General features: G+C 70.8%; 17 protein-coding genes. 8 read left to right on the top strand and 9 right to left on the bottom strand.

The window, feature by feature from the left end:
• Positions 1 to 21 precede the first annotated feature (21 nt).
• From ACIP79_RS22195 to acnA, 5 genes are all read right to left on the bottom strand, one after another.
• Complete coding sequence (locus ACIP79_RS22195) at positions 22 to 3,297, bottom strand: GH92 family glycosyl hydrolase (protein WP_401225885.1); 3,276 nt, start codon at positions 3,295 to 3,297, stop codon at positions 22 to 24.
• 586 nt (positions 3,298 to 3,883) lie between these two features.
• A complete protein-coding gene (locus tag ACIP79_RS22200) occupies positions 3,884 to 4,960 on the bottom strand; it encodes a lytic polysaccharide monooxygenase (RefSeq protein ID WP_401225888.1) in 1,077 nt (358 codons plus the stop codon).
• A 257-nt stretch (positions 4,961 to 5,217) separates the two neighbouring features.
• Positions 5,218 to 6,825, bottom strand: a complete 1,608-nt coding sequence (locus ACIP79_RS22205; protein ID WP_401225890.1) for an ATP-binding protein — start codon at positions 6,823 to 6,825, stop codon at positions 5,218 to 5,220.
• The gene (locus ACIP79_RS22210) at positions 6,822 to 7,538 is read right to left on the bottom strand and encodes a response regulator transcription factor (protein WP_401225892.1); all 717 of its coding nucleotides are present in this window, start codon (positions 7,536 to 7,538) and stop codon (positions 6,822 to 6,824) included. The genes ACIP79_RS22205 and ACIP79_RS22210 overlap by 4 nt, the downstream gene beginning before the upstream one ends.
• Positions 7,539 to 7,775: 237 nt before the next feature.
• Positions 7,776 to 10,490: an aconitate hydratase AcnA gene (gene acnA / locus ACIP79_RS22215; protein WP_401225895.1), complete on the bottom strand. Its 2,715-nt coding sequence runs from the start codon at positions 10,488 to 10,490 to the stop codon at positions 7,776 to 7,778.
• Positions 10,491 to 10,970: 480 nt separating this feature from the next.
• On the opposite strand from acnA, the gene ACIP79_RS22220 reads away from it, so the two are divergent.
• Both ACIP79_RS22220 and ACIP79_RS22225 read left to right on the top strand, forming a co-directional pair.
• Positions 10,971 to 11,168 (top strand): DUF4236 domain-containing protein, encoded by a 198-nt coding sequence (locus tag ACIP79_RS22220; protein WP_383681464.1) that lies wholly within the window; start codon positions 10,971 to 10,973, stop codon positions 11,166 to 11,168.
• 109 nt (positions 11,169 to 11,277) lie between these two features.
• A complete protein-coding gene (locus tag ACIP79_RS22225; protein WP_383681462.1) occupies positions 11,278 to 12,807 on the top strand; it encodes a helix-turn-helix domain-containing protein in 1,530 nt (509 codons plus the stop codon).
• 408 nt (positions 12,808 to 13,215) lie between these two features.
• On the opposite strand, the gene ACIP79_RS22230 is transcribed toward ACIP79_RS22225, so the two are convergent.
• The 3 genes from ACIP79_RS22230 to ACIP79_RS22240 all read right to left on the bottom strand — a co-directional run bounded on the left by ACIP79_RS22230 (position 13,216) and on the right by ACIP79_RS22240 (position 16,246).
• Positions 13,216 to 14,649 (bottom strand): flotillin family protein, encoded by a 1,434-nt coding sequence (locus tag ACIP79_RS22230; protein ID WP_401225898.1) that lies wholly within the window; start codon positions 14,647 to 14,649, stop codon positions 13,216 to 13,218.
• A 106-nt stretch (positions 14,650 to 14,755) separates the two neighbouring features.
• Positions 14,756 to 15,283, bottom strand: coding sequence for a hypothetical protein (locus ACIP79_RS22235; protein WP_401225901.1), 528 nt, complete (start codon positions 15,281 to 15,283; stop codon positions 14,756 to 14,758).
• Between the two features lie 321 nt (positions 15,284 to 15,604).
• The gene (locus ACIP79_RS22240) at positions 15,605 to 16,246 is read right to left on the bottom strand and encodes a TetR/AcrR family transcriptional regulator (protein ID WP_401225904.1); all 642 of its coding nucleotides are present in this window, start codon (positions 16,244 to 16,246) and stop codon (positions 15,605 to 15,607) included.
• A gap of 323 nt (positions 16,247 to 16,569) precedes the next feature.
• Between ACIP79_RS22240 and ACIP79_RS22245 the strand changes: the two genes are divergently transcribed.
• The 3 genes from ACIP79_RS22245 to ACIP79_RS22255 all read left to right on the top strand — a co-directional run bounded on the left by ACIP79_RS22245 (position 16,570) and on the right by ACIP79_RS22255 (position 19,340).
• Entirely contained in the window at positions 16,570 to 17,616 is a 1,047-nt protein-coding gene (locus ACIP79_RS22245) for a medium chain dehydrogenase/reductase family protein (RefSeq protein WP_401225907.1), read from the top strand.
• A 235-nt stretch (positions 17,617 to 17,851) separates the two neighbouring features.
• Positions 17,852 to 18,544, top strand: coding sequence for an SRPBCC family protein (locus ACIP79_RS22250; protein WP_401225910.1), 693 nt, complete (start codon positions 17,852 to 17,854; stop codon positions 18,542 to 18,544).
• 166 nt (positions 18,545 to 18,710) lie between these two features.
• Complete coding sequence (locus ACIP79_RS22255; protein WP_401225912.1) at positions 18,711 to 19,340, top strand: SRPBCC family protein; 630 nt, start codon at positions 18,711 to 18,713, stop codon at positions 19,338 to 19,340.
• A gap of 59 nt (positions 19,341 to 19,399) precedes the next feature.
• On the opposite strand, the gene ACIP79_RS22260 is transcribed toward ACIP79_RS22255, so the two are convergent.
• Positions 19,400 to 21,211 carry a family 43 glycosylhydrolase gene (locus ACIP79_RS22260; protein ID WP_401225914.1) on the bottom strand — a complete coding sequence of 604 codons (1,812 nt, stop codon included), beginning with the start codon at positions 21,209 to 21,211 and terminating at the stop codon, positions 19,400 to 19,402.
• 259 nt (positions 21,212 to 21,470) lie between these two features.
• Between ACIP79_RS22260 and ACIP79_RS22265 the strand changes: the two genes are divergently transcribed.
• The 3 genes from ACIP79_RS22265 to meaB are packed head-to-tail and all read left to right on the top strand — an operon-like array spanning position 21,471 to position 26,430.
• Positions 21,471 to 23,279 (top strand): methylmalonyl-CoA mutase family protein, encoded by a 1,809-nt coding sequence (locus ACIP79_RS22265; protein ID WP_401225917.1) that lies wholly within the window; start codon positions 21,471 to 21,473, stop codon positions 23,277 to 23,279.
• The gene (gene scpA, locus ACIP79_RS22270; RefSeq protein WP_401225919.1) at positions 23,279 to 25,441 is read left to right on the top strand and encodes a methylmalonyl-CoA mutase; all 2,163 of its coding nucleotides are present in this window, start codon (positions 23,279 to 23,281) and stop codon (positions 25,439 to 25,441) included. Before ACIP79_RS22265 ends, scpA begins: the two co-directional genes overlap by 1 nt.
• The gene (gene meaB / locus ACIP79_RS22275) at positions 25,438 to 26,430 is read left to right on the top strand and encodes a methylmalonyl Co-A mutase-associated GTPase MeaB (RefSeq protein ID WP_401225922.1); all 993 of its coding nucleotides are present in this window, start codon (positions 25,438 to 25,440) and stop codon (positions 26,428 to 26,430) included. The genes scpA and meaB overlap by 4 nt, the downstream gene beginning before the upstream one ends.
• Positions 26,431 to 26,589: the final 159 nt, after the last annotated feature.

Genomic DNA, 26,589 nt, shown 5'->3' on the forward strand with positions numbered 1-26,589 from the left:
CGTTCTCCCGTTCTCCTGGGGTCAGTTCACCGCGAGGGTGAAGACGTGCAGGTCGGTGTTGTCGGGCAGCTTCACGCTGGTGATGGTCCTGCCGGAGGGGGCCTCGAAGGGCTTGGTGGCGAAGACGTACGTCTTCACCGGATCCTTGTCGGCGCCCGCGACGTTGCGGTAGGCGGCCACGGCGACGGTCTCGTTGCCGTACTGGACGGTGCCGCCCCCGCCGCCGACGGTCCAGTCGGTGAAGGCGAGTTCGACGGAGTCGGTGCCGCCGTCGGCGTAGGTGACGGTCGCGGTGGTCTGCTGGTTGCCGTTGACCGCGCTGCCGATGAAGGACAACCGGCTCGCGGGCTCGGGGAGTTCGATGGTCTGGCCGGTCGCTGTGGCGTTGTCGGGGCGGCCGGACGGCGAGTCGGGCCAGGTGTAGGTGAGACCGCCGGACAGGGTGCCCTGGTGGCCGGAGGTCAGCCCCGCGGTGGCGAGGGCCTGGCGGGAGTAGCTCCAGCCGCCGCCGTCGTAGTCGGCCTCGTCGTGGTCACCCACGTCGTCCGAGACACCGGTGTTGTTGTACGCGGCGAGGAGGGACCCGGGAGCGGCGACGGTGAGGGACACCGGCTGCTGGTACGAGGTCTCGGCGGAGGTCACCGTGACCTTGGCGTCGTAGAAGCCCTGCCTGGCGTCCGCGGCGGCGGTCAGGGTGATCGTCTGGGCGCCGTCAACCACCGTTCCCTCGGCGGGCGTTGCCGTCACACCGTCCGGCACGTCCACGTGGAAGCGCACCTCGGGTCCCGACCCTCCGCTCAGGGCGAGGGCGCGGATGTCGAGCTTCGTGCTGCCGCCGGGCGCGAGCGTGGCCGTGGTCGGGCCGACGCCGATCTGGTAGGGCTGCTCGCCCTCGCGGAAGGAGGGCGGGGCGGACGCCTCGCTGCTGCCCCACTGCTTGTCGGGGGTGGCACCCAGCGTGTAGTCGAGGGTGCCGCCGTTGCGGACGAAGGACGCGGGCAGCCAGGCGCGGTCGCTCGCGCGGCCGTTGACCTTCAGCGACTGCACGTACGGGGTGTCGGCGGACGCGCCCGTCGCGCGGATCCTGATGTCGGCGCCGCCCGGCCGGTCGATCTCGACCCTCGGGAACAGCGGTGAGGACAGGGTGAGTTCGGCGCGGGAGGGGACCTGGGGGTACATGCCGAGGGCGGAGAAGACGTACCAGGACGACATGGCGCCGAGGTCGTCGTTGCCGGGGATGCCGCCCGGCTGTGTCGACCAGAGCTGGTTCATGGCCGCCCGGACCGTCTCCTGCGTCTTGTAGGGAGCGCCCGCGTAGGCGTACAGGTACGGCACGTTGGTCGACGGCTCGTTGTCGAGTTCCGACTTGTCACCGCCGCTGCCCGTGAACGCCCAGCTGCCGTCCGCGTTGTGGAAGAAGGTGTCGAGGCGGTCCAGTGCCTTGTCCTTGCCGCCCATGGCCGCGAAGAGGCCCGCCGGGTTGTGCTGCACCATCCAGGTGTACTGGGCCGCCGTACCCTCCACGAAGCCGTTGCCGGTCGACGGGGTGAAGCCGGTGACCCAACTGCCGTCCGCCTTGCGGTTGGCGATGTAGCCGCCGGTCGGGTCGGCGGCGATGTTGAAGTTGTTCTGCCACCACTGGGAGCGGGTGGCGAAGTCGGCCGCGGTCCCCTTCCGGCCTGCCGCAGAGGCGAGTTGGGAGATCGCGAAGTCGGCGCCGGACATCTCCAGGGTCTCGGCGGCGCCGCCCCAGGCGTTGGACACGGACGGCATGTAGTGCTGTTCCAGGTACTTGTCGAGGGACGGGCGCTGGCCCACCGACAGGACCGGCTTGCCCGCCGAGGAGAGATCCTGCTCGGTGGGGACGGTCGCCGCCCGGACCAGCGAGTCGAGGGCGCCCCGCAGGTCGAAGTCCGTGCCGCCGAAGGCACGGATGCCGGCGAGCGCGGCCGGAGAGGGATCGCCGTTCATGACGTGCGTGCCGCTCGCCCCGTGCAGCCAGCGGTCCCAGACCCCGCCGTTCTGCCGGGCCAGTTCGAGGAGCGACTGCGCGATGTCGGAGCCGGTGTCCGGGCTGAGCAGGGTCAGCAGCTGGACCTGGGAGCGGTAGACGTCCCAGCCGGAGAAGGTGCCGTACTGGGCCTGGTGGCCCCGGCTCACGGTGTGGACCTTGTCGTCGCTGCCCCGGTATCTGCGGTCGGCGTCGGAGATGACGTTCGGGTGCAGGAGGGCGTGGTAGAGCGCGGTGTAGAAGGTGGTGCGGTCGGTGTCCGAGCCACCGCCGACCCTGATCGCGTCGAGCCGGTCGCGCCAGGCGCGATGTGCGGCGTCCTGGACCGAGGCGAAGGTCCTGGACGGCGGGTTCTCGGCCGCGAGGTTGGCCTTGGCGCCCGCCTGACTGACGTAGGAGATACCGACCTTGACATTTACGGGACCGCTGCCGGGCTCGAACTCCACGTAGCCGCCGGCGCCCTTGCCCGCGACAGGACGGCCGCCGGTGGCGAATCCGCCGGTGCCGCCGCTCGCCTCCGTGGACCCGGGGCTCAGCCTGTCGTCCTGCCAGGTGCCGGTCGCCTTGAAGTCGCGGTCGAAGCTGGCGGTGAAGTGGAGCGTGTAGTAAGCGCGTTGACCCTCGGGGTCGAGGTATCCGCAGAAGTTCCCGGAGGTCACGGAGCCGGACACCGTGCGGGTCGCGGGGTCGATGCGGACGTCCGAAGTCGTCGAGCCGACCTCGGAGTTGGCGGTACGGATCAGCAGCGAGGCGGGCTTGTCGGCGGGGTAGGTGAAGCGGCCCGAGCCGGTGCGGGCGGTCGCGGTGAGGTCGGCGGTCACGCCGGAGGCGAGGCCCACCTTGTAGTGGCCGGGCTCCGCGCTCTCGTCGGCGTGCGCGAAGTCGGCGGCGTACACCGCGTCCTTGGTGTCGCTCGCCGGAGAGGAGGTGACCTCACCGGCGTACGGGAAGAACGGGATGTCGCCGCTGCCGCCGGCGCAGCCCGTGCCGGACATGTGGGTGAGGCTGAAGCCGCGGATACGGGTGGCGTCGTACTGGTAACCGCCGGGCGCGGCCGTGCTGGTGGCGTTGCCCCGGGTGTTCTCGGGGCTCCAGGAGAGCATGCCGAACGGCACGACGGCGCCGGGAAAGACGTTGCCGCCGTTCTTGGTGCCGATGAGCGGGTCGACGTAGGCGGTGGGGTCCCGGACGAGGTCCGGTGCGGCGGTGGTGGCTGCCACCGCTGGGGTGATCCCGCCGGCCGCCAGGGCGACGGCCAGCAGGATGGATGACGGACGGAAACGCATGACGCGGCCCCTCCTCCTTCGGACGGGTCGCACACCACAGGTCGCACAAGCCGCAGGGACAGTAACCTGCGCCACGGTTACCACGGAAGACCGCGTACCGGCCCCAGGATCGCCCTGCGCGCACCCCGACGGCCGAGCGTGCGGGGGCGGCGCGCGCACCGGTCGGCACGCGGCCTCGCGCGGGCGCGCGCACCACCGTGGTCACCCCGCCGCGCACCGGCCCGCGCGGAGCCGCACCGACCTGCACCGACCTACACGGACCTGCGCGGTCGCGCACACCGCCGCGCGCAACGCCACGCTCAGCGCCGTGGATGCCGCCGTGGATGCCGCCGTGGATGCCACCTGGATGCTGCCGTGGAGGGCACTCCGCACCGCTGTGCACCACTGCGCGCCAAGTGGCTTGACATCGTTGTCTGTTGACGCGGTAGAGTCGTGCGCAGACCATCAGACAACGTTGTCGCGCACCGCGATCAGTACAAGCCACGCACCAACCCGTGCCGGACATCCCCCGAATCCGGTCCGGGCTCGCGGACCGGGTGAGTCCCGAATGCCCACCCGGTCCGCCCTGAGCACGAAGAGTCAGAGGTCAGCCCACCTGACACGGAAGGGTTGTCGACGTATCACCGCCGGAGCCGGTGACGACGTACCCGAACGTCGCGCTCTCCCCTGGATCCAACTCCCCGTTCCAGCCGGCGTTGTGGACCATCACGTCCTGACCCTGGTAGGTCGCGTTGCCGTTCCAGAGGCTGTCGACCGACTGGCCGGCGGGTAGCGTCCAGTCGACCATCCAGCCGAGCATCGGCACGTCACCGGTGTTGGTGACGCTCACCTCGGACTGGTGGCCGCCCGACCAACTGCCCGTCGTACGGCGGGTCGCGGTGCAGGCGCCGGGCGGCGGTTCCGTCGGGTTGCCCGGGTCGTGGATGCCCGTCACCTCGCCGTTGCCACCGTCGAAGACGACGTCGGAGCAGGAGTAGAAGGTCTCCGCGCTGTCCGAGCGCTGCCAGACCACGTACACGATGTGGCGGCCCGACTTGCCCGAGGGAAGCGTGCCGGACCAGGAGTAGTTGGCCTCGACCGTGCCCGGACTGCCGTTGAGCGGCGGGTGGTCGACCGTCAGGAAGGGCGAGGCCTCCATGTCGTCCCAGGTCAGCGTCCGGGTCGGGTCGAAGCCGGCTTTGGTGATGTAGACGTAGAACCAACCGGGGTGCGCGGCCCACGCGTTGTACGAGAAGTCGACCGTCGCGCCCGAGGTCAGGTGGGTGAGCGGCCAGTCCTCGCGCGGCTGGTCGAAGCCGGTGAAGTTGGCGTTGCCGCCGCTGCACAACTGACCGTCCGGGACGAACCCGCGGGTGCGGCCCGCCCCGTCGGAGCGGAGCACCGAGAACCAGTTGTAGAACGGCGTGGTGCCGCTCACCTGCTGCGCCGCCTTGCAGGCCGGGTTCACGGGTTTGATCTCGCCGGTGTCGGTCAGCCCGTCCTGCCAGCACAGGAAGGTGCGGCTGGCCGGCTTCATGGGGGTGCCGTGGGCCTCGGCCTCGCCGCCCGCCGTGACGACCAGGCCGAGGGCCGGGACGGTGGCGAGAAGCGCGAGCAGGACCAGGAGCAGGGCTCTGTGGCGGGTGGACAGCGGTAATCGCGGCACGCGTGCGGGCGTGAGCATGACAAGAGCTCCTTTGCTCAGTGTCGTGCGGGATGCGGACGAAGGGGGGAGCGATCCCGCGGCGGGTTCCGGTCCGCTTTGGTGGGAGCGCTCCCACCCCATTCGGAAGTTAGCGCGCACGGGAACCGCTGTAAACGCTTTCCGCGCGAAGGCCTGTCCTTTCGGGTACGAAGGCCTGTCCCTTCGCGTACGGGGCTCTCGGCGTCTCGGGTACGGGGGCCTCGGCGTCCCGGGTACGGAGACCCTCCGCGTCCGTGCTAGAGCCGGCCGCGGCCGGACGGTTCCGGAGCGGCGGTCATGGCGGCTCGCGACGGCGACGGGGCGCCCGGGGCGGACGGCAGGGGGGAAGCCAACCTGATGATCGGATCCGAGCCGGGCGTTGCCAGGGCCGGTCGGCCCGAGGGCGGCAGGAAGACGGCGAACTCCGTGCGTCCCGGCTCGCTCCGGACCTCGATCAGGCCGCCGTGCGCCACCGTGATCGCCTCGACGATGGCGAGCCCGAGACCGGAGCCGCCGTCCGCCGGTCCGTTGCGGGCGCGGGAGACGTCGCCCCGGGTGAAACGCTCGAAGACGGACGGAAGCAGGTGGGGCGGGACACCGGGGCCGTCGTCGCCGACGCGGACGGCGCAGTACGCCTCCGTGGCCTCCACCGAGGCGACGACCATGGTGCCGACAGGCGTGTGCACCCGGGCGTTGGCCAACAGGTTGGCCACCACCTGACGGAGCCGGGCCTCGTCGCCGAGGACCAGGGCCGGTGCGTCCAGGAACAGCGCGAGCTGCCACTGGTGGCCGTCTCCCGCGGCGCGCGCGTCCCAGACCGACTCGGCCACGAGCGCGGCGAGGTCCACCTCGGCGGACTCCAAGGGCCGCCCCTCGTCGAGCCGGGCGAGCAGCAGCAGGTCCTCGACGAGCCCGGTCATCCGCGCCGACTCGGCGGAGACCCGCCGCCAGGCCAGGGTGGGTTCGATCCGCTCGGTGCCGCGGTTCATGAGCTCCGCGTATCCGGCGATCGACGCGAGCGGCGTACGGAGTTCGTGGCTGGCGTCGGCCAGGAAGCGGCGCATGCTTTCCTCGCTGCGCCGGCGTTCGCCGATCGAGGACTCGACGTGGTCGATCATCCGGTTGAGCGCGGCGCCGACCTGGCCGGCCTCGCTGCCGGGGTCGGTGTCGCGTTCCGGCACCCGGATCAGGCCGATGACCTCGCCGTGTCCGAGCGGTGAGCGGGAGACCTCGACCGCGGTGGCCGCGACCCGCCCCAGCGGGCGCAGTTGGCGCCGGACGACGACGGCGCAGACACAGCCCGCGACGGCGAGACCCGCCGCCGCCACGACGGCCTCGACCACCACCAGACGGCTGATCATGTCCTGGACGTCGTCCATGGGGAGCCCCGTGAGTACGGGGTTCCCGTCGGCCTGGAGGACGGTGACCCGGTAGGTGCCGAGCCCGGGGACGGTGCGGGTGTGCAGGGAACCGTCGGCCGTGATCCCGCCGAGAGCGGCACGCTGGGCGGCGGTGAGCGCCTTTCGCGTACCGTCGCCGGTGACGACCTCGGCCGCGACGACGTCTCCGTCGCCGTCGAGCCGGGCGCCGATCGTACCGACGGACTGCCCCTGCTCCCCGAGGAACGCGAGGTCCGTGCCGAGGCGGGGTCCGACCTGCACTCCACCCTGGCTGCGCTCGGCGCAGTCGGCCACCCGCTGGTCCAAGTGGTCGAGCAGACTGGCGCGTTGGGCGTAGACGGTGGTGAGCGCCATGGCCACGCCGACGGCGACGAGGGTGGCGCCGATGAAGACCAGGAGCCGGGTGCGCAGCGACCGTCCCCGCAGGGGCGACCACGGCGGGCGTCGCCGCGAACGGGGGCTCATCTCCCCTCCTCCGGCGGCCTGATGGCGTACCCCACCCCGCGAACGGTGTGGATCATCGGCGTCCGGCCCTTGTCGATCTTCCGGCGCAGGCAGGAGATGTACACCTCGACCAGGTTGCCGCCGCCGTCGAAGGAGCCGCTCCAGACGTGGTCGAGGATCTGTGCCTTGCTCAGCACCTGGCGCGGGTGGCTCAGCAGCAGGCCGAGCAGGTCGAACTCCTTGGCGGTGAGCCGGACTTGCGTACCGTCGCGGTGCACCTCGCGGGTGTCGGCGCTGAGTACCAGGTCGCCGAGGACGAGCGCGGACCCCTCCGGCCGGCTCTCCTCGGCACCGGAGCGGCGCAGCAGTCCGCGCAGCCGCAGGACGACCTCCTCCAGCGAGGAGGGTTTCGTGACGTAGTCGTCGGCGCCCGCCTCCAGGCCGTCCAGGCGGTGTTCCAGCGTGTCCCGCGCGGTGAGCATGAGGACGGGCAGTCCGGGCCGCTCGTTGCGCAGCCGTCGCAGCACCTGGATGCCGTCCAGGTCGGGCAGCATCCCGTCGAGTACGACGGCGTGCGGTGCGCAGCCGCGCGCGAGGCGCAGGGCGCTCTCTCCGTCGGCCGCCGGATAGGGCCGCCGGCCCGCTTCCGTGACGGCCACGGAGAGCAGTTCCGTGAGGCCGGGTTCGTCGTCGACGATCAGCACGCGCACACGGTCGCTTCGGATGCCAGACATGTGACGATCGTGTCCCGGTTCGCTGGGGGAACCCTGTGTTCCGCCTGAGATGACCCCATGTCCCGATGTCCCCATGTCCCCATGTCCCCATGTCCCCAAAGCGTGTTCCGCGTTCGGCGCGTAGGGCCCGGCGGCAGGGCAAGGCCGGCAACGACGAGGGGTGCGACGACAAGGCAACGCCGAAGGGCCGCACCCCCGTTGCCGGGGGTGCGGCCCTCAACCGCTCTGCCGGTCCGCCTACTTGCGGATCAGGCTGCGCAGCACGTACTGCAGGATTCCGCCGTTGCGGTAGTAGTCCGCCTCGCCGGGGGTGTCGATGCGGACGACCGCGTCGAACTCCACACCGGTGTCGGTGGTGACCTTGACCGTGCGGGGGGTGGTGCCGTCGTTCAGCTCGGTGATGCCGGCGAAGGAGAAGGTCTCCTCGCCGGTCAGGCCGAGGGTCTCGGCGGACTGGCCGGCCGGGTACTGGAGCGGGATGACGCCCATGCCGATGAGGTTCGAGCGGTGGATGCGCTCGTAGGACTCGGCGATGACGGCCTTGACGCCGAGCAGCGCGGTGCCCTTGGCGGCCCAGTCGCGGGACGAGCCCGAGCCGTACTCCTTGCCGGCCAGGATGACCAGCGGGGTGCCCTGCTCGATGTAGTTGCGCGAGGCGTCGTAGATGAACGACACCGGCGCGTCGGGCTGCGTGAAGTCGCGGGTGTAGCCGCCCTCGGTGCCCGGCGCGACCTGGTTGCGCAGCCGGATGTTGGCGAAGGTGCCGCGAATCATGACCTCGTGGTTGCCACGGCGCGAGCCGTAGGAGTTGAAGTCGCGCCGCTCGATGCCGTGCTCGGTGAGGTACTTGCCCGCCGGGGTGTCGGCCTTGATCGCGCCGGCCGGGGAGATGTGGTCGGTGGTGACCGAGTCGCCCAGCTTGGCGAGCACGCGGGCACCGCTGATGTCGGTGACCGGGGAGGGCTCGTGCGCCATGCCCTCGAAGTAGGGGGGCTTGCGGACGTACGTCGACTCCGCGTCCCACTCGAAGGTGTTGCCGGTCGGGATCGGCAGCGCCTGCCACTGCGCGTCGCCCGCGAAGACGTCGGCGTAGGACTTGTTGAACATGTCCTCGCCGATGGCGTTCGCCACGACGTCGTTGACCTCGGCCTCGGTCGGCCAGATGTCGTCCAGGTAGACCGGCTTGCCGTCCTGGTCGACGCCGAGCGCGTCCTTGGTGATGTCCACCTTCATGGACCCGGCGATGGCGTACGCGACGACCAGCGGCGGGGAGGCCAGGTAGTTCATCTTGACGTCGGGGTTGATCCGGCCCTCGAAGTTGCGGTTGCCGGAGAGCACCGAGGTCACGGCCAGGTCGTGCTCGTTGACCGCCTTGGAGACCTCCTCGGGCAGCGGGCCCGAGTTGCCGATGCAGGTGGTGCAGCCGTAGCCGACGAGGTTGAAGCCGACCTTGTCGAGGTAGGGGGTGAGGCCCGCCTTGTCGAAGTAGTCGGTGACGACCTTGGAACCCGGGGCGAGGGTGGTCTTGACCCACGGCTTGCGGGTCAGGCCCTTCTCCACGGCCTTCTTCGCGACGAGCGCGGCGGCGACCATGACGTACGGGTTCGAGGTGTTGGTGCAGGAGGTGATCGCGGCGACGGTGACGGCGCCGTGGTCGATCTCGTACGTCGAGCCGTCGGGGGCCGTGACGGTGGTCGGGCGGGTCGGTACGCCGTTGGTGGAGGCCGGGGCGTCGGAAGCCGGGAAGGACTCCTTGCCCGCCTCGTCGTCGTCCTCGACGTAGTTGCGGACGTCCTGCGCGAACTGCTGCGCGGCGTTGGCGAGCACGATCCGGTCCTGCGGACGCTTGGGACCGGCGATCGACGGCACGACCGTCGACAGATCGAGCTCCAGCTTCTCGGAGAAGTCGGGCTCGGCGGCCGGGTCGAGCCAGAGGCCCTGCTCCTTGGCGTACGCCTCGACGAGCGCGACCTGCTGGGCGTCGCGGCCGGTCAGGCGCAGGTACTTCAGGGTCTCGTCGTCGATCGGGAAGATCGCGGCGGTGGAGCCGAACTCCGGCGACATGTTGCCGATGGTGGCGCGGTTCGCGAGCGAGGTGGCGGCGACACCCTCGCCGTAGAACTCGACGAACTTGCCGACGACGCCGTGCTTGCGGAGCATCTCGGTGATGGTCAGCACGAGGTCCGTGGCGGTGGTGCCGGCCGGGAGCTCGCCGGTGAGCTTGAAGCCGACGACGCGCGGGATGAGCATCGAGACGGGCTGTCCGAGCATCGCGGCCTCGGCCTCGATGCCGCCGACGCCCCAGCCGAGGACGCCCAGGCCGTTGACCATCGTGGTGTGCGAGTCGGTGCCGACGAGCGTGTCGGGGTACGCCTGGCCCTTGCGGACCATGACCGTACGGGCCAGGTGCTCGATGTTGACCTGGTGGACGATGCCGGTGCCCGGCGGGACGACCTTGAACTCGTCGAACGCGGTCTGGCCCCAGCGCAGGAACTGGTAGCGCTCCTTGTTGCGGCCGTACTCCAGCTCGACGTTCTGCGCGAAGGCGTCGTGGGTGCCGAACTTGTCGGCGATCACGGAGTGGTCGATGACCAGCTCCGCCGGGGCGAGGGGGTTGATCTTCGCCGGGTCGCCGCCGAGCTCCTTGACGGCCTCACGCATGGTGGCGAGGTCCACGACACAGGGCACGCCGGTGAAGTCCTGCATGATCACGCGGGCGGGCGTGAACTGGATCTCCTGGCTGGGCTGCGCCTGGGAGTCCCAGCCGCCGAGCGCCCGGATGTGGTCGGCGGTGATGTTCGCGCCGTCCTCGGTGCGGAGGAGGTTCTCCAGCAGCACCTTCAGGCTGTACGGAAGGCGAGCCGAGCCTTCCACCTTGTCCAGCCGGAAGATCTCGTACGACTCGTCGCCCACCTGCAGCGTGCTGCGGGCGTCGAAGCTGTTCGCCGACACGACAGTCTCCTTCATGCATATATGTGCGCTTGCTACCGCATCCTGCCGCCACAGCGTCTCGACGATCCGCTAAGGTAAGGCTAAGTTAGGTTCGCCTTACTGGAGTGGCGGCTTTCGGTGCGCCTCGGCAGATATCTCGATGTCGAGATAACTCTAGTACATGGGCGCGGGCTGGTCATGCCCGGGCGCCTTGTGATGTCTCCGCGAGCGGGTTCACGCCGCTCCGCGGGCCGGTTCGTACTGCCTCCGCGGGGCCGATTGACACCGCCTGCGCGGGCCGATTCACACCGCCTGCGCACGCCCGGACGGTCGCACGCGGTGGGAGCCCAGGGCGGTGTCCCGGCCGGTTGCGGTGAGACCCCGCCCAACTCCAGGTACCCGGCGCTCCGTTGATCACTGTCGCGGATTCAGAACACACTTCCGGGGTATCCGGTGGCGACCGGGAGCCACCCGGCGCAGTCACCACAAGAGGGGGTACTCATGCCGCTGACATTCCGCAAGAGCTTCCGGATCTTCCCCGGGGTCCGGCTGAACATCAACAAGAAGTCGATGTCCATCACCACGGGCGAGGGCCGCGGCCCCCGGCACACGCGCAGCACGACCGGCCGCCGGACCACGTCGCAGAACCTGCCGGGCCCCTTCGGCTGGAAGCGCACCCGGACGAAGCGGGACAGCTGAGGTCCCGCTCGCGATGCCCTGTCCCCCGTGACCGGCCCCCGTCGGGGGCCGGTACCCGGATGGGCGCGTTCCGTTTCTTTTTATCTCACAGGAGATATACGGTCGCGCCATGGCAGACGACTACCTCGTACGTATCGGCAAGCTCATCCGTGACGCCCGGCAACACCGGGGCTGGACACAGTCGCAACTTGCCGAGGCGCTCGGCACCAGCCAGAGCGCCGTCAATCGCATCGAGCGCGGCAACCAAAACATCAGCCTTGAGATGATCGCTCGAATCGGTGAAGCCCTCGACAGTGAGATCGTCTCTCTGGGCTACGCCGGTCCGATGCATCTTCGCGTGGTCGGCGGACGTCGTCTGTCCGGTTCGATCGACGTCAAGACCAGTAAGAACGCGTGTGTCGCGCTGCTCTGCGCGACGCTGCTCAACAAGGGGCGCACGGTGCTGCGCCGGGTCGCCCGGATCGAAGAGGTGTACCGCCTTCTGGAGGTACTGGGCTCGATCGGCGTCCGCACCCGCTGGATCAACGACGGCGTCGACCTGGAGATCGTGCCCCCGAGCGAGCTGGACATGGAGGCCATCGACGCGGAGGCGGCCCGCCGTACCCGCTCGATCATCATGTTCCTCGGCCCGCTGCTGCACCGTATGGACGCCTTCAAACTGCCGTACGCCGGCGGCTGCGACCTCGGCACACGGACGATCGAGCCGCACATGATCGCGCTGCGCCGGTTCGGCCTCGACATCGCCGCGACCGAGGGGCTCTACCACGCGCGGGTGGACCGTTCGGTCACCCCCGGGCGCCCCATCGTGCTGACCGAGCGCGGCGACACGGTGACCGAGAACGCGCTGCTCGCCGCCGCCCGCCATGACGGCGCCACCGTCATCCGCAACGCCTCCTCCAACTACATGGTCCAGGACCTGTGCTTCTTCCTGGAGGCGCTGGGCGTACGGGTCGAGGGCATCGGCACCACGACGCTCACCGTGCACGGCGTGCCCAACATCGACGTGGACGTGGACTACTCGCCGTCCGAGGACCCGGTCGAGGCGATGAGCCTGCTGGCCGCCGCGGTGGTCACCGAGTCCGAGCTGACGGTGTGCCGGGTGCCGATCGAGTTCCTGGAGATCGAGCTCGCGGTCCTGGAGGAGATGGGCCTCGACCACGACCGTACGCCCGAGTACTTCGCGGACAACGGCCGTACGCGGCTGGTGGACCTGACCGTCCGGCCCTCCAAGCTGGAGGCGCCGATCGACAAGATCCACCCGATGCCGTTCCCGGGGCTGAACATCGACAACGTCCCGTTCTTCGCGGCTATCGCGGCCTCCGCGCAGGGCCAGACCCTTATCCACGACTGGGTCTACGACAACCGCGCGATCTATCTGACGGACCTGAACCGCCTCGGCGGCCGGCTCCAGCTCCTCGACCCGCACCGCGTGCTGGTCGAGGGCCCGACCCGCTGGCGCGCCGCCGAGATGATGTGCCCGCCCGCGCTGCGCCCCGCCGTCGTCGTCCTGCTGGCCATGATGGCCGCCGACGGCACCTCCGTCCTGCGGAACGTGTACGTCATCAACCGCGGCTACGAGGACCTGGCCGAGCGCCTCAACTCGATCGGCGCGCAGATCGAGATCTTCCGCGACATCTGATCGACTGACGCCGCCGTGCTCTGCCTGACCCGCCGCTCAACGGGCCAGGGAGGGGTACGGCGGCTTCTCGGGGACTCCTCTGGGACTTTGGAGCTGCGCGGCAGGCAGGCTTCGCGCACGCTCCACAGGCTCTGCCGACCGTCCGGAACTAAGCGAAGACCGCGTCGATGGCGGCGCTGCCTTGTACGCCGGCGCGGGGCAGGAAGTGGGAGTACTTCCGCGGCGTGAACCCCGGGTCGAAGTGCCGCAAGGCAGCAGGACCACCTACAGCTACAACGTCGGTGGCTGCCTGGCCGACACCGTGGAGCCGCGGGGCAATGCCACCGGCCGGCACGGCCGAGGCACCTTCGGTCCCGGGCCCGGACAGCTCAAAGCTGCCCGGGCCCGCCCCGCCGTCAGGTAGAGCTGTCAGCCGGTGATCTCGACCTTCCCGTTGGCCCCGCCTGGTGCCGTGGTCGCGGGCAGCGAACCGCTACCCCGCTGAGTGATGTTCTTCAGCAGTTCGGCGAGGTCGACTCCGGTGGTGGAGCTGAGGAGTTCGACGCCCTGGGCGACGTTGTCGGCGACGGTGCGCGACAACTGGCCGACGCCGTCCGTCGAGATGACCGTCATCTTGTCGATGGCGCTGAGCGGCTCGGACGCCTTGGCGACCACCTGCGGCAGCACCTCGACGAACATCTGCAGCACGGCCGCGTCGCCGTACTGGGCGAAGGCGTCGGCCTTCTTCCGCATCGCCTCGGCCTCGGCGGCGCCCCTGGCACCGATCGCCGCCGCCTCGGCCTCGCCCTCAAGGCGTACCGCGTCGGCGAGCGCGGCACGGTGTGCCTTCTCGCCCTCTCCGGTCAGCCGGGATCGCTGGGCGTCCGCCTCGGCCTGCTTGACCAGAGCGATCCGGCGGGCCTCGGCCTCCTGCTCGGCCTGGTAGCGCGCCGCGTCGGCGGGCTTGCGGACCTTCGTGTCCAACTCCCGGTCGGTCAGCGCGGCTTGGCGCTCGGCGACCTTCTCCTGCTCGCTCAGGACCTCCTGGCTGCGCGCGGCCTCGGCCAGCGGACCCGCGGCAGCGGCACGCGCGGCGGCCTCGTCGGTCTCGGCCTTGATCTCGGCCTGCTTGAGCGCGAACGTCCGCTGCGCGATCGCGATCTCCTCCTCGGCCTTCAGTCGCGCCTGCTCGGCGGTACGCCGGGCCTCGGCCTCGGCGATGTCTGCCTCCTGCTTGGCGCGAGCGGCCTCCGGCCGGCCGAGGTCCTCCAGATAGGAGCCCTCGGTGGTGATGTCCTGGATCTGAAAGGCGTCCAGGACGAGCCCCTGTCCGGACAGGCTGGCTTCGGCCTCCTCGGCGACCTGGCCCGCGAACGCGGCACGGTCGCGGATGATGTCCTCCACCGACATACGTCCGACGATGGCGCGTAGCGCGCCCGAGAGCACTTCCTGGGTGAAGCCGACGATGCCGTCCTGCTGCATCAGGAACCGCTGCGCGGCAGCCCGGATCGGGTCCTCCGTGCCGCCGACTTTCACGATGGCGACGCCTTCGAGGTGAGCCTTGACGCCCCTGAGGGTCACCGCGCCGCGCACAGCGACCGGGATGTGCCGCGAGGACAGATCGAGGTTGAACTTCTGCTGCACGAACGGCACGACGAACACGCCGCCGCCGACCACGACTTTCTGCCCGCTGTTGTCGGTGAAGATCCGGCCGGTGTCCGGGTCGGTCGACTTCTTGCCGCGCCGCCCGGTGACGATGAACGCCTCACTCGGACCCGCCACCTTGTACCGGGTGACGACAGCCAGGCCGAGCAGGACCACGAGTACGACGACTCCGATCACAGCGATGACCACTGAACTCATGACGGATTCCCCTCCAGCCCTCCCAGGGGACGGCAGATCGATACGAGTTGAAGTGAAAGCACGGCACGGACGCGTCCGTGCCGCGCCTGAGTAACGGCGCGGAGGGTCAGCGTTCCACCAGGCGTACTGAGACGGCTGTCTGCGACAGCGTCTCCTCCACCCAGACCTCGGCGCCGCGAGCCACCGGCGCGGGACTCTTCGCGGCGAGCTTCACCGGCTGCCCGCCTCGACGAACAAGCACCTCGCCGTAGCCCTCGGCCGGAATGGCGGTGACGACGGAACCCGAGGCGCCGATCAGGTCATCACCGCGGGGAGCGGCGCCCGAACCGTCGTTCAGCAACGCGCGGCTGAGGCGATACGTGACCAAGCCGGTGGCGACTCCGGCAGGCACCCCGACCACCGTGGCACCGACCGCGCCCACCCCGGTTGAGCCCATCGCGATGGCCCCGGCGAAACCGACCATGGAGACGAACCCGGCGACAACCGGGAGCGACAGCCACCCGTCGAACAGACCGTCCAGCGCGTCGACTCCCTCGAAGAGCCCCTCAAAAACACCATCAAAGACACCATCGACGACCAGGGACAGGACGAGGAGCAGGACCCCCGCAACCCCGAGACCGAGAAACCAGGTCACACGCCTTCACCGCCTCTCCCCGTCGCCCCCGTGCTGGTTGACGCATGCTTGCACGCGAATGTCGCCAGCTGCATTGCCGCGATCCGGCAGTCTCCACACGGGTTCGATGCCGTGCCACCACCCCGATCCGGCAGAACGCGGCGCGGCTTGCAACGCGGTCCGGCCAGACCGACGACAACACCTCACGCACCGTCCTGCGATGCACATCGTGCCTACTGCCTACGCGCCACGGCATCCGCATCCCGTCGGCGGGGATGACGCACCCCCGGCTTCCCAGTTCCTCGGCTCCCCGGCTCCCCGGCTCCCCGGCTCCCCGGCTCCTCAGTCGTCCGCGAGGTGTGCGAGCGCGGTGATGACGCGTTCGGTGATGTCCGGGGGCCAGGGGAACGAGGGGGCGACCACTCGCTGGTGGGCGAGGCCGTGCAGGCCGAGCCAGAGGGCTACCGCGTCGGAGGACACGTCGGTGCTGGTCGCGTGGCCGGCGGTGACGCAGTCCGCGAGGGCGTCGGCGAGCTGTCGCAGACTCGACTGACCGAGCGTGACCATGTCCTCCTCGGTCACGGAACTGTCGTTCAGGTCGGGGATCCAGACCCCGCCGAACATCGTCCGATAGCGCCCGGGGTGTGCCTGGGCGAACTCCAGGTAGCTCTGGCACAGGTCCATGAGTCGCTCACGGGGTGCGTCACCCGCGGCGTGCGCGGCGGTGCGCAACTGTTCGTCCAGCTCAGCGAAGGCGTTGCGCACCACGGCCAGCATGATGGCGGGCTGGTCGGGGAAGTGGCGGTAGATCGAAGGCGCGGCGATGCCGACCCGGCGGGCCACGGAGCGCAGGGTGACGGCACTCTCGTCACCGGTCTCGTCGAGCAGCTCGACCGCCGCCGCCACGATCTCCAGGCGCAGTCGGTCACCCTCTCCACGGCGGTTGCGGACGCGGACCCGGGTCGCTGCTGTGTCGTCTGCCATGCCATTACCTTACATCGCAAACCTTATGGCCGTAACCTTTGAGTGCGGCGCAGGTCGGCGGGGGCGCTCTCGTCGCGGCAGGCGATCCGCCGAGTACGGGCTGCTGACGCGGGCGCCCGGGTGCCCTCCCGACGCTCCCGACGCTCCCGACGCTCCCGACGCGAGGGCACCCTCGCCCGGACACCGGAACCCAGCTTCCTCCGCGGAACCGACCCCATCGCCTTACACCGTGAAGTTTATTGGCGCACCTTCTTGCCATGCTCGAACTAACACCTATAGCCTTACGACCGTAAGCACACGGACGAAACCTCTGGGAGTACGTCATGGACAGCACCGTCACCACCTCCGTCACCGAGATCGTGCTGCCCGGCATGGTCGAGCCGGAGGGTCTTGAACTGCGGACTCGCGATCTGGCGGCCCCGGGCAAGGGGCAGGTCGTCCTGCGGATGGAGGCGACAGGGGTGTCGTTCGCCGAGCAGCAGATGCGCCGCGGCAAGTACTACGACCAGCCGCCGTTCCCCTTCGTGCCCGGCTACGACGTGGTCGGCGTCGTCACGACGGTCGGCCCGGAGACGGACGCCGCGCTCGTCGGACGCCGGTTCGCCGCGGTGACCAAGACCGGCTCGTGGGCCAGCCACCTCGTCGTCGACGCCACGGACCTGATGCCCGTACCGGACGGGGTGGACGCGACCGCCGCGGAGACCGTGGTCGTCAACGGCATCACCGCCTGGCAGATGCTCCACCGCGTCGCCAAGGTCCGTGGCGGCGGCACGATCGTGGTGCTGGGCGCCAACGGCGGCGTCGGCTCCACGCTCGTACAACTGGCCCGCCACGCCGGAATCACCGTGATCGGCACCGCGTCCCCCCGCCACCACTCCACCGTGCGCGAACTGGGCGCGACCCCGGTCGACTACCGCGACCCGGACATGTACGACCGCATCCGCGAACTCGCGCCGGACGGTGTGGACGCGGTGTTCGACCACGTCGGCGGCGACGGGGTGGAGCAGTCGTGGCGGCTGCTGCGGCGGGGCGGGACCCTGGTCTCGTACGGCACCGCGGCCACCAAGGACGAGGAGGGCAGCTCCCAGCTGCCGGTGCTGAAACTGTTCGCGCGGCTCTCCGCGTGGAACTCCCTGCCCAACGGCAAGGGCGCCCACTTCTACAACTTCTGGGCCGGCAAGCGTCGTTGCCGTGCCTCCTGGCAGCGGCGGATGACCGAGGACCTCACCCAGGTGCTGCACCTCGTGGACGAGGGTGTCCTCACTCCGCAGATCGCCGCGACGTTCCCGTTGACCGCCGCCGCGTCGGCCCTGGAGCTCGCTGAATCCCGCACCGTCGCCGGCAAGGTCGTCATCGTTCCCGAGGCGTGACCGTGTGAGCGCCGGGGTTCGGGCCGCCGCGATCGACCGGCACGATCAGCTCGCGTTCGCCCCGCCGCTCTGCCCCGCCTCGCTGCACCCCGTCTCCCGGCCTCGCCCGCAAGCCTCTTCCACGGCTCTGCCCAGCCGTGCCCTCACAGACCGTGCCCTCACAGACCGACGTACCACCGGGCCATCTCGACATCTCGACATCTCGATCCCGGTCACCCACCACGAGAGGAACACCATGCCCAGCAACAGCCCCTCGGCCCTTCCCGTTCAGTCGCCCCGTCATCGGTCCCGGGCGCGCGTGCGCGTCAGTGCGATCACGGCCTCGCTCGCCGCCGTCGGCGTCCTCGCGGGCACCGGCTCCGCCCAGGCCGCTCCCGCCCGGACCGGAGCCGCCCACCACACCGGCCCGCTCCAGTGCCAGGGGAAGGGCGTCGACCCCACCGCCCTCATCCGCTACCGGTCCGACATCGTGATCAAGGCGCCACTGCGCACCGTCTTCGCGTTGCAGACCGACGTCGAACGATGGCCGTCGTGGCAGGCGCCGGTGCTCTCCGCGAAGCGCCTCGACTCCGGCCCTCTCCGGAAGGGTTCGCAGTTCCGGTGGACGACCCCGGCGCCCGCCACGCCCACCACCCCCGACACCACCCTGGAGATCACCTCCACGGTCCGGCAGCTCAGCCCCGGCGACTGCATCCGGTGGAGCGGACCCGCGATCGGGGACGGGCTGGGCATCGACGAGGGCGTCCACGTGTGGACCTTCACGAAGGTCGAGGGCGGAGTGCGCGTACAGACCGAGGAGACGTGGACCGGCGCCCAGGTCGAGGCGGACGTGCCGACCGCGACGGCGATCCTCGGCGGAGGGCTGGAGCAGTGGCTGCGCGAGCTGAAGGCCACGGCGGAGGCTCGCGGCGGCGGACCGTGCGCGTGAGCGGACCGTGCGCGTGAACGGACCGTGCGCGTGACCGGCCGGCCTACCGACGACGCCGATCTACGCAGTTCTCGCCGACGCGACGGTGGACGAGCACCGGGACGATCGACACCGGCACCACCAGCACCACCGGCACCACGAGACCCCGCAGAAAGAGACCGACTCGATGACATCACGTCAGAAGCTCGTACGAGAGCTCGTACGAGGCATCGCGCTCGCAGCGGTCGCCGCGGCGACGACTCTGTCCGTGCCCTCCGTGGCGGCGGCGCACACGACGCGGCCCGGTAATGGGGCGTACCAGGAATGCGGAGGGGTGACCGTCGACAAGAGCGCACCGGTCATCAGCCGCGCGGCCGTCCTCATCGAGGCGCCGCTGAGGACCGTCTGGAAACTGCACACCGACATCGACGCGTGGGCCACCTGGATCCCGGAGATCACGCCGGCGCGGAAGAAGACGCCGGGGCCGCTACGACCCGGCTCGGTCTTCGAATGGTCCCCGCAGAACATGAAGGTCACCTCGACGGTCACCACCGTCGAACCGACGCGGTGCGTCGCGTGGGAAGCGCCCGTGAACGGCATCGACGGCGTGCACCTGTGGACCTTCAAGCAGGTCAGGGGCGGTGTGCTCGCCACCACCGAGGAATCCTGGGCAGGCGCCCCCGTCGAGGCCGACATCCCCGGCAACCAGGCCTCCCTCGACGCCGGTCTGCACGACTGGGTGAACCGGCTCAAGAGCACGGCCGAGGCCAGGACCGGCTGCGCCGTCGGATCGTCATCCGCTCGTACTTCCAGCTGATCCGGGCGGGCGGGGAGGGCCGGAGGCCTGATGGCCCGCCGCGTCCCGGCGTCACGGCGTCACGGCATCGCGCGGTACACGGCCTCGTCGAAGTCGGCCGGGGTGCCGGCTCCGGAGAGGTCCCAGGACCAGAGGCCGACGAACGCGCCGGTGAATCCCATGGCCCGGATCCGGCCGCCCTCCATGTCAACGGCGTGTTCGTCGGACAGCACGGTGGCGTCGAGGGGCGGGCCGATGGGACGCCAGCCGGAGCCCGAGTCCGTGTCGTAGCGGAAGCGCAGGACGGGTCCGTCGATGTCGAGCCCCAGGCGGAGGCGGGTGACGTCGCCGAGGGGTTGTTGGCCGGACTCGTCCACGGCCGTCGTCCCCCGGTCGCAGCTCGCCACGGACAGGACCGAGCGGCCCTGGTCGTCGGCGGTGATGTTGAGGAAGTACCAGTTGCCCGTGTTGTAGTACGCGGTGATCCCGGCCAGGTGCTGGAAGTGCCGCGGGCGGTACTCCACTTGGGCCTCGAAGGAACAGCGCGGAGAGGTCACCCGGCGGGCCACCAGACTCGGGCCGGTCAGGCTCCGCGGCGAACGGCCACCGCGCAGGCGCAGGTGGGACGGGTGTTCGGTGAGGGAGAGCCACTCGGGGGCCGGCGGACGGCGCAGGGTGGACCAGTCGGGGCCAAGGGCCGGCTCGTCAAAACCGTCGAAGCCCCCGTCGAAGCCGCCAGAGCTCTCGGAGCCGCCGACGCCATCGGGATCGTAGGACTCGTCGACACGGCCGGAGTCGCCCAGGTCGCCGGGCTCGCCCAGGTCACCAGGTTCGCCCGGGGCGTCCGGGGCGCCCAGGACCCCGGTGCCCGCGGATTCATCGGTCGCGCCCGAGTACGCGGACGCGGTTCGCGTGGTGGTCGGAAGGCCGGGGAAGTCGGGGGCGGGTACCTCGATGGCGGGCAGGCCCGCGGGGGTCCGTGGCCAGCCGTCGGGGGTCCAGGTGATGGGCGCGAGCGCGGTCTCGCGGCCCAGGACGCAGGGTCCGTGCGGGCCGTGGGGCCTGGCCACGAGATAGGCGAGGTACGACTGCCCGTTGCCGGTGTCCACCAGGCTGCCGTGCCCGGCCTTCTGGAGCGGCAGGTCCGGGTGGTCGCGCGCGGTGATCAGCGGGCCGTCCGGGTCGCGCTGGTAGGGCCCGCTCAGGGTGGCGGAGCGGGCGACGGTGACCTGGTGGTCGTACCCCGTACCGCCGTCCGCGGTCAGCAGGTAGTACCAGGCGCCACGGCGGTAGAGGTTCGGGCCCTCGATCCAGCCGTCGCCCGGCGGCAGCCGGATCGGGATCGGTTCACCGGTGAGGCGGCGCGCGGCCCGGTCGTACCGGGTGGCTTCCAGGCCCGCGGATCCGCCGTGGCCCGGCCGCCAGTCGTGGACCAGGTTGACCAGCCAGCTGGTGAGCCTGTCGTGGAAGAGGGACGCGTCGAAGCCACGGGCGTGCAGCGGCACCGGATCCGACCAGGGGCCGAGGATCGACTCGGCGGTGGTCAGGTAGTTCGGGCTGTCGGTGAAGCCGCCCGTGTAGGTCGACACGTTGCTGTAGACGAGGTGGAACAGGCCGTCGACGTAGCTCAGGTTGGGCGCCCACACCCCGCCGGAGTCCGGGCAGCCGGTCAGGTCGAGCAGCCGCGCGCTGTCCAGCGCCCCGCCGAGGGCCCGCCAGTGCACCAGGTCCCGGGAGTGGTGCAGCCGTACGCCCGGACACCACTCGAACGTCGAGGTGGCCAGATAGAAGTCGGAGCCCACCCGCAGGACGGACGGATCGGGATGGGAGCCGGCCAGGACCGGGTTGCGTATGACCGGATTGCGTAGGACACGCGTGTTCTGCCGAGGCACGTGGTGTCTCGTCCTCTTCTCGGTGGGTGGCCCGGGTCCGGCGTCCGCCGGTGATCGGCCAGGACCGTAGCGTCGAACATGCTCGCAAGCAACGCCCTCGCGGCGGTTCGGACCTGCGACGGACCCGCTCCCACACCCCCTCGGAGGGGCGGCGCTCCCCCGCCCATGATCGATGAGGCCGAGGTCACAGACCTCGCGAGGGCAAGGTCACAGGCTCGGCCTCTGCTCCGGTTCCGGAGATCTGACCTAGCATCCGAGCATGACAGTCCTGCCCAACGACGGGCTATCCCTGGCCGCGGAGTTCCCACCTGCCTCCCATGAGGAATGGCAGGCTCTCGTGGAAGGCGTACTGCGCAAGTCGGGCAAGGACGTCTCGGGCACGGCGGCGGAAGCCGCGCTGTCCACCCCGCTGGAGGACGGTCTCACCACCCGGCCCCTCTACACGGCCCGCGACGAGGCTCCTGACCCCGGCTTTCCCGGTTTCGCGCCCTTCGTACGGGGCTCCCGGCCCCGGGGCAGCACCGCCGGCGGCTGGGACGTACGCCAGCAGCACTCGGCGACCGACAACGGGACGGTGCTCGCCGACCTGGAGAACGGCGTCACCTCGCTCTGGCTCCTCGTCGGCGAGCGCGGGATCCCGGTGTCGTCCCTCGGCCCGGTGCTCGACGGCGTCTTCCTCGACCTCGCGCCCGTCGCCCTCGACGCGGGGCGCGAATTCGACGGCGCCGCACGGGAGTTGCTGCGGCTGTACGAGGAGCGGGGCATCGCCGAGGACGCGGTGCGCGGCTCTCTCGGCGCGGACCCGCTGGGCCACGAGGCGCGTACGGGCGAGGCGTTGGACTTCGCGCCGGCCGCCGAACTCGCCCGGCTGTGCGCCGAGAAGTACCCGGGGCTGCGGGCGCTGACCGTGGACGCGCTTCCGTACCACGAGGCCGGCGGCTCAGCCGCTCAGGAGCTGGGCGCCTCGCTGGCGACGGGCGTCGCCTACCTGCGGGAGCTGACCGGGGCGGGCCTGCCCGCCGAACGGGCCTGTGCCCAGCTGGAGTTCCGGTACGCGGCCACCGCCGACCAGTTCCTGACGATCGCCAAACTCCGCGCGGCCCGCAGGCTGTGGGCGCGGGTCGCCGAGGTGTGCGGCGCGCCGGGAACGGCGGCGCAGGTGCAGCACGCGGTGACCTCGCCGGTGATGATGTCGCGCCGCGATCCGTGGGTGAACATGCTGCGCACGACCATCGCCACCCTCGCCGCCGGGGTCGGCGGCGCCGACGCCGTCACGGTGCTGCCCTTCGACCACGCACTGGGCCTGCCCGACGCGTTCGCGCGCCGCATCGCCCGCAACACCTCGACCGTCCTGGTGGAGGAGTCGCATCTGGCCCGGGTGATCGACCCGGCGGGCGGCTCCTGGTACGTGGAGCGGCTCACCGACGAACTCGCCCACGCGGGCTGGGAGTTCTTCCAGCGGATCGAGGGCATGGGCGGCCAGGCGGCCGCCCTGCGCTCGGGACGGCTGGCCGAGGACCTCGCGGGCACCTGGCAGGCGCGCAGCGCGAAGCTGGCCGCGCGGCGCGAACCCATCACCGGCGTCAGCGAGTTCCCGAACCTCACCGAGCCCCCCGTACGGCGCGAGCCCGCGCCCAAGCCGCCGGCCGGAGGGCTCCCGCGGGTGCGGCGCGACGAGGCGTTCGAGACGCTGCGCGCCCGCTCCGACGCGCACCTCGCCGCCACCGGAGCCCGGCCGCGTGTCTACCTGGCGACGATCGGGCCGGCCGCCGCGCACACCGCCCGGTCCTCGTTCGCCGCCAACCTCTTCCAGGCCGGCGGCATCGAGCCCGTCACCGAGGGCGCCTTCGAGGACAGCGGCGCCACCGAGGCCTGCCTGTGCTCCAGCGACGCGCTCTACGAGGAACGGGCCGAGGAGACGGCCCGGACGCTCAAGGCCGCGGGCGCCCGTCAGGTGTTCCTGGCCGGCCGTCCCGGACAGTACGGCGACGTCGACACGTACGTCTTCACGGGCTGCGACGCCGTCGCCGTGCTCTCCGCCACCCTCGACCGCATGGGAGTGTCCTGATGGGAATCCCCGACTTCTCCGGGATCGCGCTGGGGACACCCGAGGCCGACGGCGGCCCCGACGAGTGGCGCAAGGCGCTCGGCGGGGACGAGACGTTCTGGGAGACCCCGGAGGGCATCGCGGTCAAGCCCCTCTACACCGGGCGGGACCTGGAGGGCCTGGACTTCCTGGACACCTACCCGGGCATGGCCCCGTATCTGCGCGGCCCGTACCCGACGATGTACGTCAACCAGCCCTGGACGATCCGCCAGTACGCGGGGTTCTCGACGGCGGAGGAGTCCAACGCCTTCTACCGGCGCAACCTCGCGGCGGGCCAGAAGGGCCTGTCGGTCGCCTTCGACCTGCCCACCCACCGCGGCTACGACAGCGACCACCCGCGGGTGACCGGTGACGTCGGCATGGCGGGCGTGGCCATCGACTCCATCTACGACATGCGCCAGCTCTTCGACGGCATCCCGCTGGACCGGATGACGGTGTCGATGACGATGAACGGTGCCGTGCTGCCCGTCCTCGCGCTCTACATCGTGGCCGCGGAGGAACAGGGCGTGCCGCCCGAGAAGCTGGCCGGGACCATCCAGAACGACATCCTCAAGGAGTTCATGGTCCGCAACACCTACATCTATCCGCCGAAGCCGTCGATGCGGATCATCTCCGACATCTTCGCCTTCACCTCGCAGCGGATGCCGCGGTACAACTCCATCTCGATCTCCGGCTATCACATCCAGGAGGCGGGTGCGACGGCCGACCTGGAGCTGGCGTACACGCTCGCGGACGGTGTCGAGTACATCCGGGCGGGCCGTGAAGCCGGCCTGGACGTCGACGCGTTCGCGCCCCGGCTCTCCTTCTTCTGGGCGATCGGCATGAACTTCTTCATGGAGATCGCCAAGCTGCGCGCGGCGCGCCTGCTCTGGGCCAAGCTGGTGCGGCAGTTCGACCCGCAGAACGCCAAGTCCCTCTCCCTGCGCACCCATTCGCAGACCTCCGGCTGGTCGCTGACCGCGCAGGACGTGTTCAACAACGTCACGCGTACGTGCGTGGAGGCGATGGCGGCCACCCAGGGCCACACCCAGTCGCTGCACACCAACGCCCTGGACGAGGCGCTCGCGCTGCCCACCGACTTCTCCGCGCGCATCGCCCGCAACACGCAGCTGCTGATCCAGCAGGAGTCGGGCACGACGCGGGTGATCGACCCGTGGGGCGGCAGCGCGTACGTCGAGAAGCTGACGTACGACCTCGCGCGCCGGGCCTGGCAGCACATCGAGGAGGTCGAGGCGGCGGGCGGCATGGCGCAGGCCATCGACGCCGGCATCCCCAAGCTGCGGGTGGAGGAGGCGGCGGCCCGCACCCAGGCCCGCATCGACTCCGGGCGCCAGCCGGTGATCGGCGTGAACAAGTACCGCGTCGAGACCGACGAGAAGATCGACGTCCTCAAGGTCGACAACTCCTCCGTACGCACCCAGCAGATCGAGAAGCTGCGGCGGCTGCGCGCGGAGCGCGACGAACAGGCCTGCCAGGACGCGCTGCACGCCCTGACCCGGGCGGCGGGCGGTGAGGGCAACCTGCTGGAGCTGGCCGTGAACGCGGCGCGCGCGAAGGCCACCGTCGGCGAGATCTCCGACGCGCTGGAGAAGGTGTACGGGCGCCACGCGGGCCAGATCCGTACGATCTCCGGTGTGTACCGCAACGAAGCCGGCCAGTCGCCGTCCGTCGAACGCACGCGCACGCTGGTCGACTCCTTCGAGGAGGCCGAGGGCCGCCGCCCGCGCATCCTGGTCGCGAAGATGGGCCAGGACGGTCACGACCGCGGCCAGAAGGTGATCGCCACCGCCTTCGCCGACCTGGGCTTCGACGTGGACGTCGGCCCGCTGTTCCAGACTCCGGGCGAGGTGGCCAGGCAGGCCGTCGAGGCGGACGTGCACATCGTCGGGGTGTCCTCGCTGGCCGCAGGACATCTCACCCTCGTACCGGCGCTGCGGGAGGAACTGGCGGCGGAGGGCCGCGAGGACATCATGATCGTCGTCGGCGGGGTGATCCCCCCGCAGGACGTGCCCACGCTGCTGGAGATGGGCGCGGCAGCCGTGTTCCCGCCCGGGACGGTGATCCCGGACGCCGCCCGCGACCTCGTCCGGCGGCTCTCGGCCGGTCTCGGGCACGACCTGTGATCGCACTCGACACCTACGTCAAGGGCGTGCTCGACGGGAAGCGCGCGCTCGTCGCGCGCGCCATCACCCTCGTGGAGTCCACCCGGCCCCAACACCGGAAGCTCGCGCAGGAGTTGCTGACCGAGCTGCTCCCGCACAGCGGCCGGGCCCGGCGGATCGGGGTGAGCGGGGTGCCGGGCGTCGGCAAGTCCACATTCATCGACGCCTTCGGCACCATGCTGACCGCGCTCGGCCACCGGGTGGCGGTGCTGGCCGTGGACCCGTCGTCCAGCCGGACCGGCGGCTCGATCCTCGGCGACAAGACCCGTATGGAGCGACTGGCCGTGGACCCGGCCGCCTTCATCCGCCCCTCCCCCACCGCGGGCACGCTGGGCGGGGTCGCCAAGGCGACCCGCGAGTCCATCGTGGTGATGGAGGCCGCGGGTTACGACGTGGTGCTGGTGGAGACGGTCGGTGTCGGGCAGTCCGAGACGGCGGTCGCCAACATGGTGGACTCCTTCCTCCTGTTGACCCTCGCCCGCACCGGCGACCAGCTCCAGGGCATCAAGAAGGGCGTCCTGGAACTGGCCGACGTGATCGCCGTCAACAAGGCCGACGGGCCGCACCAGCGCGACGCGCAGGGAGCGGCAAGGGAGTTGGCGGGCGCCCTGCGGCTCATGCACGGCGCCGACGCGGCCTGGACGCCGCCCGTACTGAGTTGCAGCGCCCGTGAGTCGGCCGGCCTCGACACCGTCTGGGACCGCCTCGAACAGCACCGCACCCTCCTGGAGTCGACCGGCCGCCTCGCCGCCAAACGCCGTGACCAGCAGGTCGACTGGACCTGGGCGATGGTCCGCGACGAACTCCTCGGCCGCCTGTACGCCGATCCGGCCGTACGCGCCCTGACGCCCGAGCTCGAACAGCAGGTCAGGAACGGCGAGTTGACGGCCACGCTCGCCGCCGAACGTATTCTCCGGACGCTCGGCGGCGGAAGCGGCGAAGGCGGCTGAAGTGGGCCGAGGTCGGAGCGCGTGGCCTCGCCCGAGGCCACGCGCCGTCCCCGTCAGGGCCCGGCGGGCCGGGGCGACACGTTCTGGAGAGATGCCCCTTTCAGCCTAAGTGCCCCTAGAATGCCTGGAGTTACTGAAGCGAGAGATTCGCCCGACACG

The organism is Streptomyces sp. NPDC088747, from assembly GCF_044751025.1.
Lineage (GTDB): Bacteria > Actinomycetota > Actinomycetes > Streptomycetales > Streptomycetaceae > Streptomyces.